We start from the raw sequence: 10,277 nt of genomic DNA on the forward strand, positions 1-10,277 counted from the left end.
CAAAAGTATTTTTATAACCCTCTTGTAGAATCTCTAAAGGGTCAGCTATATCATTTCTTCTTTCAAAAATATTTCCTGCTATACTCAAAATATCTTTACACAATTCAAAATGGAGCATCATGACTTGTTTATTAGGAATGATAGCAGAGTTTGTTAAAACATTAGCTTCTTGCCAAAGGTATAAGGTCATGTCTCTTAGTAGTGTATAGATACGAGTTAAAAGCCAAGTGCTAATATAAGAGATTATAAGACTGGCGATAATGCCTATTATATTTGCTGGCAAAGTCAAGATAGAAATAATCCCTATCCCAATAGTAACCGCACCTAATACTATCTTTTCACTCACACTTAAATCTTGATTATCCATGTTAAGCACAGAGCCCTTTAGAGAATCTTTGATAGTGAATATAATCTTTACTTGAATAAGTAATCCCTTTCTATGCCTGTCGCAATGGTGCTTATAGTAGAATCCATCATACTTAAAGCATTGAAAAGATAAGTTTTTAGAGTATCTTTATCTTTTTCTTGTGTGATTCTTTCTAACTCTTCTTGTGTCATACATTCATAGAATTGCTCTCCATTCTCATCGGTGATAAGTCTATTGCTTGGGACACATACTACTGCAGCTATGCTATAAATTTCACCCATTGTTTGCCTCCACAACCACCCTTTTTAAACCAATAAATGGTATTTGATTTATTGCAATAATTTTTTCTGCACTATATCCCATTTGAGAATCTAACTCTTGTATTAGAGCATTCACATTACTCATTCCAAAGGGATTAAAGCGAGTGCAAAAATAAGGTATTACATGTTTGTTGCTAAAAAACATAGGTCGCACAAATGCAAGAGGAGAAATGCCCAATCTATGCTTGCGTCTGGGTAAAGTTATCAATGCTAATCCTTCTCTACTTAGCTTAAGATTCCCAAAGATTCTGTATTCTAAAATAACATAGTCTTCAAATAACAAAATCCTTTTTAGTAGAAATGGTTTGCTTATAAAAATATGAAATAATACAACAACAATAAATGGCGGTGCGAATATTGATAAAACAAACGCAAGGGAATATATAACAAAAATATACAAAAATCCTAGAGTCCATACACAATAATTCTTAAAGCCACCTTGATATTCGCAGACTAAAATAGGATTGCTTTTGTCTATGTGTTTGTTCGCTAAACCATTTTTAAAGAGTAGAATATGGATATATAGCCATATAACACCATACATAGCAAAAAGAAATGCAATAATAAAATAAGAGATGAAAAATATAAGACTATCATCATGTAATCTTGAAAGAACACCATATAGCAAATATACACTCATTGCTATTAATATTGCACCAATATCAAACATCACTGAATACAAAATATGATTCCACTTTCTATCTCTCTGGCTTCCTAAGCCATTAAATAAAAGTGGGTCAAAGGGTCTTTTAGTATTCATCTTATTCCTTTTAAACCATAGCCAAACAAGCAAGGATAAGCTTTAATCTGTCCTCTTTGTTTGCTTATGCGTATTCTTCTATCTTTTTCTTTACTCTTTCATCTTTGATATATCGATAATCTTTTAGCATTTTTTGATATAGTTTATCTTTTATATCCTTGCCATCAATGGTAATTTTCACATTAAATCCATAATCTCCTGCAATATAACTTTTTAGAATCTCTCCTATATAATTTATATTATCTTGTATAGATTCTAAAGTTGCTAACTCTTCTACAAAAGCAGAGCTTATATTATCATGATTAAGAAAAGAATGTGGATAGAGTGTATCTTTTTCTTGTGCGATATTGTCTTGATGAGATAGAGTATTAGTTTGCATTAGAATCCTTAGTGCAATCTTGTCTAATTTCTTTTACTTTTTCATTGTAGAAATTCATAAAGTTTTCTTTGACTTGATGTCCATTTCTGACAATTAAATCAAAACGCATAATAGTATGGTCGCTTTCTTTACCATAGCGGACTTCTATCAACTTTGCGTCTAAGGCTTCTTGTATATCCTTTTCACTTAAAGGATAGAGATTCTCATAAGGGATAAAGACATCACTAAAGATTCGCCCAATGAGTAAGCCCTTTTCTGTGATACTAAGAGAGTTTTGAGATATAAGGGTTGATAGATACCATAGACATACCAATAATACCACTAAACCAAAAGCATACATTTTTAGTAACCCACCAAATAAAATAAGGGCTATAGCACCAAAAAAAAGAGAGAGATACATCAAACCTGCAAATCTCCACCTTTGCCATTTTACTTCCATAAGAATCTTACCTACATTATGGTTTTTTGCTCTTGCAAATTTAGGAGTAAAAAATAGAATAAAAATGTTCAAAATAAAATACACAACAACAAGCCAAAAAGAGTGTATAAGAAATATCTTAACAATAAAAGGGAGATTATGGATAATTTGCGCTTGCAAGACTATATTTTTCTTCGTATAGGCTATAAGGGCAAGATTGCCAAAGACTACTATGAGTGTCGGTATCACAACAAAGAAGAAAGATAGACTATACATTGTGTGCAAAAATTTTCCGCAATTTTTAAATACTGGGTGATACCATAAAAAATACAAAAACATTATGCAATCCTTTCTATATAATTTATATTATCTTGTATAGATTCTAAACTTGCTAACTCCTCTATAAAAGCGGAGTTTGTGCTATTGTGATGAAGAAAAGAGCGTGGATAGAGTGTATTTTTTTCTTGTGTGGTATTGTCTTGATGAGATAGAGTATTAGTTTGCATTAGAATCCTTTGTATTGTTTTATGTTCTTTGGGCTTCTTTGGTTTTTTCTTGGTAGAGATTTATATGTTTTCTACCCATTATCTATTTTATCTCTACTCACTCTTAATCTCCCCACCTTTAACCACAAGTCCGTTAGAATCTAAGGTTAAACTTTGAATATTAGCATACTTAGAAAGATACACATACCTAAAGCTTTTAAAATCATCTTATTGTTGTATGAATCTTTATCACCCATATCTTATTTCCTTAGAAACTTAAAAACCAGAAGTAACAATGTAAACCACGCTATATGCCACCAAAATACAAATTACAAAAGAAATCCTAATCGCACAGAATCGACACTATAGGTAGTAAACAACGCAATATCAAAACCTATAAAAAACACCTTTATTTTGTCCTGCATATATAAACTTGCAATTTGCATTATCAAAACACATAGAGCAGTTATTATGGCTATCAAATGGACTTTTAAAATAAAATACATCATAAATAATAGACTTGTGATACATAATGCCTTGAAAAATGTTATAACTCACCAGAATGATCGCAGATATAAACCCACAATACATTGCTAAAAGATCGTATATCATGGAATAACCTAGCCACTCAAATGAGATTCTAATCAATACAAGTATAATCCCCAAGCATAAGCTTGTTGCAATTGAGTGATATAAAATCTTAAAGAATATCTTTTCCACTAGAATTCTTTGATAAATTTAATATTAGATAATCAGTAATCCATAAGGTTTTATAACCATTTTTTGATAGAAATCTCATCAAAACAATCGCTGATCGTTGGCTTATAATATCTTTTTCAGCCCAATTATACCTCTTAGAATCATTGCATTCTTACTCACAATCATTCACCTTAGCTTTATTTTTATGCGATACAAAAGAATAATTTCTATATACATAAGCCAAAAGGTGGTGAAATGCAACAATAAACTTACTAATCTATAGCTAGAAAATACCAAGCAAAAACAACACAATACGCTACAAAAATCGCAAAAATGATAAGAAAGAATTTTATACCTTGATATTTGCTGTATAGATAGTAGCAAAAAATACTATACATAAAAGTGACTAAAATGCTATATTGATTAGATACGACATATAAAGCCCAAAATAGCCCCTGTGTTACGATATACATAAAAATCTATTTCATTAGATAGCCTAAAGGCTATAAAGTTAATAAAATCAATACCATAATTTGCAACAAATAAACCCACAATAAAATTGATAAGCATTAAAGACAAAAAAGTTAAAAATAATGCAATAGACTTTTTATTCATAAAATGCCTTATTGTTAGAATCTAAAGCCAAAAGACATGGGTTTGGTTGTAAGTCTATAATCTCATATTCATCGTGTGTAGGTAGCGACTTCGTTTTTTTCTTTATATATTTTTGTATAGCAAACTTTAATCCCCTATCTACCATTTTATTATCATAATTATCAGCAAGCTCATCTTTTAGGATTGATAAAATACCTAGTTTTCTTAAGGTGCCTTTTGGCAAACTGCCATCATAAAAGGCATATTTATTGGTTGTAACTGCTTCTTCAGCATCTTTTTGTTCAGCAAATGGTGCTCTAAAGAATTGCGATATACTCCAATTGCAAAAGGTATCTGCTCTACTACATCAGCCCAATAAGGAATACCTCGCATTGAAGCCAGAATATATCCGTTTGCTCCATTGGGCGATTGTTTCCAATCTCCGCTACCATCATTTCTATACGATATACTTAGTCTATCTATTTCCGCAAACTCCACAATATCTCTCCAAGTAAAATATAATACACCTATCTTTTCACATTTTTCCTTATCTTTTAAATCAGGATTTACCCACAATGCTTTATGATAATTCTCTGCATCGCTTCCAAACCATTGAATCCCATAGTTATTATGAAGGAGTTTTTATATCTAGCACAATTTCTTTTATATCGTTTTTCTCTATAGCGAATAAGTGTTTTCAACGCTATTAGTTATTATAGTGCCACTTTCCCAATCCTACCCCCTATCTTTATATGGCTTATAAAGATAGGAAAAGAATCTAACCTTTTTATTTTTCCATTGCTCTTTAAAATATATCTTTATTTCTTCACCCAAGAGGTAGGTTTTGGATTCTATGGCACTAGAATCTTTGTTTGTATTATTTTTGTTTTTAGAATCTATGTTTGTTTGGTTATGTTGCTTTATCGCCTACTTGAGTGTTTCTTGCAAATCGTCTTGGTTATGTCTATTGATAATATCAAATTCTTTATAAGTCCTCTTTGGTTTTTGAGAATTATTAGAATCTAGCCCACCAAATAGATATTAAAGTCTTTGGGTTCAACATTACCAAGACTGCACTCTATAATCTCATATCCCCAAAAATCGCAAGTATTTTGAAAATCTGATAAAAGCCATTCCTCTTTCTTTTTTATATCCCTATCCAATGTCTTACTCCAATTCTCTACAATCAAAGCAAAGGAATTAAATCCTGCATCTAAGAGCCAATCCAAATATATTATCCAACAAATCCAGGGATTTCCCGGCGTATTTAACCAAATCATACTCTCATCAGTAGGGGTTTGAAAGGCAGCTTTGGCTGTCTTTTCAAATTCATCATAAGTATGTAACTTTGAGCCATCTAGCTTAACGATAAATAAGTCTTTATCGTCTTTCAAAGTTACTTCATCCATAAATTTGACAAAATACACTTTATTATCTTTTTTAGCATAATTCATACTGTTCTCCTTATTCTATAATTTTCGCAAATGTTTTTGTAATGATCTGTTGTATAGTAGATATAGTCTCTTAAAAGTTTGCCATCTTTATTATGTCTTGTTGGAAGTCATTTAGAATCTCTTTTAGCCTTTCTACTTATCTTTTCATTTATATCGTGTTTTCTATATTGTGCAGAATTATATTTGGAATCTTTACTAAAAGTTTATGGGATAAGATAAATATTAAAAACTTTAAAAGCAGGTTCATAATCCTCTATATAGCTAGGAGTACCATCTACCCATATAAAATCCTCATCTTCAATTGCCAATATACTAAAAATACCCTCTTCTTCCATAAAATCCTCTAATATCTTATCTCTTAGCTTTTGACCATTACTAAAGAAACCTTTGCCTACTTCATCCCAATGCTCAAAGACTAGGATAATGTTTTTATAACCTGTATTCTCTTTCCCATTATAATACAGCCAAGATAAATCACCCATCCAATCTAGGTATCTATCCCTCCAGCCCACACAATCTTTGGTGTGAAATAAAAAGGCATTTTGCGTAATATCCATATAGTCAAATTCATAATCTTTTATATCCTTGCCATTTATCTTGACATAAAAAGTATATTTGTCCTCTATGAGTTCCTTTGGTATCTCACTTTCGCTTTGTATGGTATAGATTCCATATTCCATATCGTATTTAAAGTTTTTTGATTCCTCATCTAAATACATTGTATTCTCCTTTATTTTGGTATCAAATGTATGAAATCATTGTAATGATTGGGTGTATAGTAGATATAGTCATACAACACATTGCCATCTTGACTATGTCCTACTACAATTCGTTCTGCACCTCTACCATTTGTATGGGATGCTATACTTATATCATGTTCTTTGTAAAAGATAGGATTACCCTGCTTATCTTTAGTAGGTAATTGTGCTATGTCGTTTTGCCAATCTTTACCTGCTTCAAGTCTTTTACCTGTCCTGCCTTTACTTCTTTTCCAATTATTCGCTACTCTTTCCTCATACCTAGCTCTTACATGCTGTAAGGTTTTGTTGCTATGGGATAAGGTAAATATTAAAAACTTTAAAAGCAGGTTCATAATCCTCTATATAGCTAGGAGTACCATCTACCCATATAAAATCCTCATCTTCAATTGCCAATATACTAAAAATACCCTCTTCTTCCATAAAATCCTCTAATATCTTATCTCTTAGCTTTTGACCATTACTAAAGAAACCTTTGCCTACTTCATCCCAATGCTCAAAGACTAGGATAATGTTTTTATAACCTGTATTCTCTTTCCCATTATAATACAGCCAAGATAAATCACCCATCCAATCTAGGTATCTATCCCTCCAGCCCACACAATCTTTGGTGTGAAATAAAAAGGCATTTTGCGTAATATCCATATAGTCAAATTCATAATCTTTTATATCCTTGCCATTTATCTTGACATAAAAAGTATATTTGTCCTCTATGAGTTCCTTTGGTATCTCACTTTCACTTTGTATGGTATAGATCCCATATTGCATATTGTATAATTTTGGCATTTATCCTCCTTTATTTTGGTATCAAATGTATGAAATCATTGTAATGAATTGGTATACAACGCGATAGAATCTTCTTTGTAGATTCTTTGAAATTCTTTTAGCTCTGTTATGGGAAGCAAGGGAAGTATTCATCTATTTATCTCTCCAATCCATCTTATAATATTTCCATTATCATCTATTTCTACTTCTAAGTCCCTTGCATTCTTAGTTAATTTCCCTCATAAAGCCATAAGATTCTCAAAATACATGCATTGAAATCCAAGCTATGATGATGCATAAAAGCACTATCAAGCCAAATTGTAGATTAATCATCAAAGAAAAACTTGCTACTCCGATGACAACAAGCAACAATGGGATATGTAGCATTGTGGGTATCGTTTTATCTTTACTCCATATGTTCTCATCTTTACTAAAACCAAAGACATTGCACAACATTTCGTATTTATACTTCACTTTGTGTTTATAAAAAAGCCCAAAAATATAATTAACTTTCCATTGAGATTCTAAGTCCTTTTTCATTTCTTCTTTATCAAAGCTACTCCAATCATCATAAAATACCCAACGACTCATTGTGTGCATACAATAATACGCAATAGCAGGAAAGATAGAATCTAAATCCTTTTTACTAAAGTGTGGATAAATCTGCAAAATCTCATTTGCAATCCTTGTGTAGTAAGCTTTTGTCAAATCCTCATTAATTATGCCATCATCTTTATAAATCAAGGCAGATTCAAGAAAAATATCGCTTAATATACAGGCAATTTGTATTTGGGTTTGTCTATTCATTGAGCTATCCATATAAGTACCTTTTTCACACCCACATACAAGGGATAAGCAAGTGCGATGCTAATGATTGCATAAAAATATATCATAGCAGTAGCAAAAGAATGTATGCAAAAATCTTTTTGCAAATAATGCTCTTGTTGTGTTGGTAAGAGATTCACAAAACCAAAAGTATAGCAGAGAATCATATAATGCCCTTTTACTATTTGCATAAGCAGATTTTTATAAAGCCTATAAATACAAGAAGAAAAAGGTTTTTGTCAGCTTAGGGCTTCTTTGAAAAACTCCTCTTTATCCCAAAAGTCAAAATCACTTTCACCCCAATGGCTTATAGCACTAGGCTTACACCAGCAAATCTACGCTACAAATGGAAAAAGTCTCTCTAAATCCTTTTTGCTAAAATCTGCTTTGATAATAAAAATCTTATTGTTTATCTCTATATATTTTTCTCTTACGCTCTCTAATGCTACTTCTTTTTCTCTATCTTCTATACGCACTAGCACTTCTTTATAATGCCTTTTTAATTCCTCTGTGTGTCTTGTGTCTTGTAAAATCTCTTTGCATTCTAGCACCAATTCATAGTTTTGTCGCAATAAAGCCTTGTAATCTGTGCCAAAGTCAAAAACTTTGCTTATAAGATAGCAAATTTCTAATTCTTGTTGTGATAGCTTAGTCAAGATTGTTCCTTAACAATGAGATTCTAAAGCTCTTATGAATGTGTGCCATTTATGCTTATCGCATAATGTTTCTTGCCAAGTTGGTGAGGCGTTGTGTGTTTTGCAATAATGCTCCTTTTGTGTTTGTGTAAGAGATTCTAAAAAAGGCTCAAAATGATGTCGTAGCCAATTAATACAACGCACAGGTGATGTGTCGATAAACTCCTGTGGAGTAGTATATCGTTGCCCTGTTTGATAATGATAAAATTCCCACAATGGTGCAGGATAAAATTTTTTAGATTCTATAAACTCTATGAATGTATCATCATTGGTATGTATATAAAGCACAATATTTTGATAGAATCTTGATGTATCTATGCCTATTTGCATTTTTGTTTTGCCGCTAAATCTATAAAAATTGTGTGCATATAATATGATGCTACCATCAAAAAAATTATCGAAATACTGCTTTTTTATAGCCTTCGTGTCAATGGTAGATATTGCACAATAATCTAGCAATGCAGGCAAACAAGAAATATGTAAAGAATAGATGTGATAGGATTTGTTTTTATACCAAAGTGTATAGACCAAAGCCAACAAATATATACAAGCTAAAAGACAGAAAAATATATGAGAATCTAAAGTGTTGATAATGCCCCTATTGCGTAATATAGCAATAAAACCAATACCGCACAATAGTACTATGGTGTATGGCAGGATTGTGTGTGAGAATCTCGGTTGCATAACTAACCCATAATTCTCACAACCCACATAATAAGCACCAATATAAATGCTATACAACAAACAGTATACATATATTTGTCATGTTTTGTGGGGAAGTGTATCGAGCTATCTCGCTTTAATATCTGCTTTTGCTCTTCTAAAGAATGCTGTGTAAAGCCAAACACACAACATAGAATCTTATAGTGACTTTTCACCCTAAAATCTATATATTTTTTACGCAAATAAGAAATATTTTTGATTTTTACAATCCCTTGCATAAATTCCTCTCTATCCCAACCCTCCTCCATAGCCCAAACCTCAAGCTCATCATAAAAAAGCGGAGTCTTCATGCAGTATAAAGCTACAATGGGGAATAATCTATCTAAGTCTTTTTGAGTAAAATCGCTCTTTATAGCCTTAATCTCTCTTGCCACTTGTTTATACTTTCGCCTCACTCTAAAAAGTGCAAAGCATTTCTCTTTGCCGACTAAATAGGTATATCGTGCGTAATGTTTTTCACCCGTTTTGTAGTTTGCTACATCTTGGTTTATATCACCCAATATTTCAGCATAAGAAGTGCAATAGTTAAAAATCCTACTTAAAATATAGCAAATTTCTAATTCTTGTTGTGATAACCTAATCAAGATTGTGTTCCTTTAAAAAACTATCTATTTCTTTGCTAAAATAATCATTAGCGATAAACTCTCTGACTTCAGCCCCAAAGTAAGCTCAAACCCTACATACTATTTTACTTTCTGTTTGAAAGATGTATTTACCATCTTTATTATACTTGAAAATCCTTGCTCTAGTGCCAGTTTTGCAATTTGTCTTGCTCCCTCTTGCTTACCCAAACACTCCAATCACTCCAGTCATTAGAATCTCGTTTTAGAATCTTATGTTTTTATCCATTACGCTATGCTCCTTTTAGGACTATTGCATATTCCACTTATCAACTATTTGCAGTATTGCCCTATATAAACAGATACAGGTTAACTCTCATCTATTTATCTGTCCTATCCAACGCACAATATTACCTTTATCATCTATTTCTACTTCTAAATCTTTGTATTTTTCGTAGAATCTAGGGGATAGAAT

General features: G+C 31.8%; 17 protein-coding genes and 1 pseudogene. 1 reads left to right on the plus strand and 17 read right to left on the minus strand.

All coding sequences use genetic code 11. The features are described 5' to 3' along the window. From LS81_RS12125 to LS81_RS09745, 5 genes and pseudogenes are all read right to left on the minus strand, one after another. Positions 1-367, minus strand: a pseudogene (locus LS81_RS12125) (hypothetical protein); the annotation flags it as partial. Positions 368-414: 47 nt separating this feature from the next. Next, positions 415-648, minus strand: coding sequence for a hypothetical protein (locus LS81_RS09730; RefSeq protein ID WP_034344194.1), 234 nt, complete (start codon positions 646-648; stop codon positions 415-417). Next, positions 641-1,447, minus strand: coding sequence for a hypothetical protein (locus LS81_RS09735; RefSeq protein WP_052096386.1), 807 nt, complete (start codon positions 1,445-1,447; stop codon positions 641-643). Before LS81_RS09735 ends, LS81_RS09730 begins: the two co-directional genes overlap by 8 nt. Before the next feature lie 64 nt (positions 1,448-1,511). Next, entirely contained in the window at positions 1,512-1,826 is a 315-nt protein-coding gene (locus LS81_RS09740; RefSeq protein WP_034344197.1) for a hypothetical protein, read from the minus strand. Beyond that, complete coding sequence (locus LS81_RS09745; protein WP_034344198.1) at positions 1,816-2,583, minus strand: hypothetical protein; 768 nt, start codon at positions 2,581-2,583, stop codon at positions 1,816-1,818. The genes LS81_RS09740 and LS81_RS09745 overlap by 11 nt, the downstream gene beginning before the upstream one ends. Before the next feature lie 36 nt (positions 2,584-2,619). Here LS81_RS09745 and LS81_RS12550 point away from each other — a divergent pair, with 36 nt between their 5' ends. After that, positions 2,620-2,673 (plus strand): hypothetical protein, encoded by a 54-nt coding sequence (locus LS81_RS12550; protein WP_374220134.1) that lies wholly within the window; start codon positions 2,620-2,622, stop codon positions 2,671-2,673. 1,178 nt (positions 2,674-3,851) lie between these two features. Here the strand turns inward: LS81_RS12550 and LS81_RS09755 are convergent. The 12 genes from LS81_RS09755 to LS81_RS09810 form a co-directional block, all read right to left on the minus strand. After that, a complete protein-coding gene (locus LS81_RS09755; RefSeq protein ID WP_034344202.1) occupies positions 3,852-4,043 on the minus strand; it encodes a hypothetical protein in 192 nt (63 codons plus the stop codon). Further along, positions 4,036-4,266 carry a hypothetical protein gene (locus tag LS81_RS09760; protein WP_034344204.1) on the minus strand — a complete coding sequence of 77 codons (231 nt, stop codon included), beginning with the start codon at positions 4,264-4,266 and terminating at the stop codon, positions 4,036-4,038. The genes LS81_RS09755 and LS81_RS09760 overlap by 8 nt, the downstream gene beginning before the upstream one ends. After that, positions 4,248-4,598 carry a hypothetical protein gene (locus LS81_RS09765; RefSeq protein ID WP_052096391.1) on the minus strand — a complete coding sequence of 117 codons (351 nt, stop codon included), beginning with the start codon at positions 4,596-4,598 and terminating at the stop codon, positions 4,248-4,250. The genes LS81_RS09760 and LS81_RS09765 overlap by 19 nt, the downstream gene beginning before the upstream one ends. A gap of 446 nt (positions 4,599-5,044) precedes the next feature. Next, the gene (locus tag LS81_RS09770; protein WP_034344206.1) at positions 5,045-5,476 is read right to left on the minus strand and encodes a hypothetical protein; all 432 of its coding nucleotides are present in this window, start codon (positions 5,474-5,476) and stop codon (positions 5,045-5,047) included. Between the two features lie 203 nt (positions 5,477-5,679). After that, positions 5,680-6,195 carry a hypothetical protein gene (locus tag LS81_RS09775; RefSeq protein ID WP_104696454.1) on the minus strand — a complete coding sequence of 172 codons (516 nt, stop codon included), beginning with the start codon at positions 6,193-6,195 and terminating at the stop codon, positions 5,680-5,682. Between the two features lie 11 nt (positions 6,196-6,206). Beyond that, a complete protein-coding gene (locus LS81_RS09780; RefSeq protein ID WP_233715867.1) occupies positions 6,207-6,569 on the minus strand; it encodes a ribonuclease domain-containing protein in 363 nt (120 codons plus the stop codon). Next, positions 6,526-7,020, minus strand: coding sequence for a hypothetical protein (locus LS81_RS09785; protein WP_081955858.1), 495 nt, complete (start codon positions 7,018-7,020; stop codon positions 6,526-6,528). The genes LS81_RS09780 and LS81_RS09785 overlap by 44 nt, the downstream gene beginning before the upstream one ends. 237 nt (positions 7,021-7,257) lie before the next feature. Beyond that, entirely contained in the window at positions 7,258-7,818 is a 561-nt protein-coding gene (locus LS81_RS09790) for a hypothetical protein (protein WP_161976765.1), read from the minus strand. Continuing rightward, positions 7,803-8,015, minus strand: coding sequence for a hypothetical protein (locus tag LS81_RS09795; RefSeq protein ID WP_161976766.1), 213 nt, complete (start codon positions 8,013-8,015; stop codon positions 7,803-7,805). The genes LS81_RS09790 and LS81_RS09795 overlap by 16 nt, the downstream gene beginning before the upstream one ends. 144 nt (positions 8,016-8,159) lie before the next feature. After that, positions 8,160-8,480 carry a hypothetical protein gene (locus LS81_RS09800; protein ID WP_034346881.1) on the minus strand — a complete coding sequence of 107 codons (321 nt, stop codon included), beginning with the start codon at positions 8,478-8,480 and terminating at the stop codon, positions 8,160-8,162. 9 nt (positions 8,481-8,489) lie between these two features. Next, complete coding sequence (locus LS81_RS09805) at positions 8,490-9,203, minus strand: hypothetical protein (protein WP_034344212.1); 714 nt, start codon at positions 9,201-9,203, stop codon at positions 8,490-8,492. Between the two features lie 2 nt (positions 9,204-9,205). Continuing rightward, a complete protein-coding gene (locus LS81_RS09810; RefSeq protein ID WP_034344213.1) occupies positions 9,206-9,826 on the minus strand; it encodes a hypothetical protein in 621 nt (206 codons plus the stop codon). Between the last annotated feature and the right edge of the window lie 451 nt (positions 9,827-10,277).

Origin of the sequence: Helicobacter trogontum (genome assembly GCF_000765905.2) — a bacterium.
GTDB classification, from domain to species: domain Bacteria; phylum Campylobacterota; class Campylobacteria; order Campylobacterales; family Helicobacteraceae; genus Helicobacter_A; species Helicobacter_A trogontum.

What these genes read in the sequence shown, in the direction of transcription:
- LS81_RS09770 (WP_034344206.1), bottom strand. Translation starts at nt 5,476, where the DNA reads ATGAATTATGCTAAAAAAGATAATAAAGTGTATTTTGTCAAATTTATG.
- LS81_RS09780 (WP_233715867.1), bottom strand. Translation starts at nt 6,569, where the DNA reads ATGAACCTGCTTTTAAAGTTTTTAATATTTACCTTATCCCATAGCAAC.
- LS81_RS09795 (WP_161976766.1), bottom strand. Translation starts at nt 8,015, where the DNA reads ATGCAAATAGTAAAAGGGCATTATATGATTCTCTGCTATACTTTTGGT.
- LS81_RS09730 (WP_034344194.1), bottom strand. Translation starts at nt 648, where the DNA reads ATGGGTGAAATTTATAGCATAGCTGCAGTAGTATGTGTCCCAAGCAAT.
- LS81_RS09745 (WP_034344198.1), bottom strand. Translation starts at nt 2,583, where the DNA reads ATGTTTTTGTATTTTTTATGGTATCACCCAGTATTTAAAAATTGCGGA.
- LS81_RS09775 (WP_104696454.1), bottom strand. Translation starts at nt 6,195, where the DNA reads ATGTATTTAGATGAGGAATCAAAAAACTTTAAATACGATATGGAATAT.
- LS81_RS09735 (WP_052096386.1), bottom strand. Translation starts at nt 1,447, where the DNA reads ATGAATACTAAAAGACCCTTTGACCCACTTTTATTTAATGGCTTAGGA.
- LS81_RS09805 (WP_034344212.1), bottom strand. Translation starts at nt 9,203, where the DNA reads ATGCAACCGAGATTCTCACACACAATCCTGCCATACACCATAGTACTA.
- LS81_RS09785 (WP_081955858.1), bottom strand. Translation starts at nt 7,020, where the DNA reads ATGCCAAAATTATACAATATGCAATATGGGATCTATACCATACAAAGT.
- LS81_RS09790 (WP_161976765.1), bottom strand. Translation starts at nt 7,818, where the DNA reads ATGGATAGCTCAATGAATAGACAAACCCAAATACAAATTGCCTGTATA.
- LS81_RS09740 (WP_034344197.1), bottom strand. Translation starts at nt 1,826, where the DNA reads ATGCAAACTAATACTCTATCTCATCAAGACAATATCGCACAAGAAAAA.
- LS81_RS09755 (WP_034344202.1), bottom strand. Translation starts at nt 4,043, where the DNA reads ATGAATAAAAAGTCTATTGCATTATTTTTAACTTTTTTGTCTTTAATG.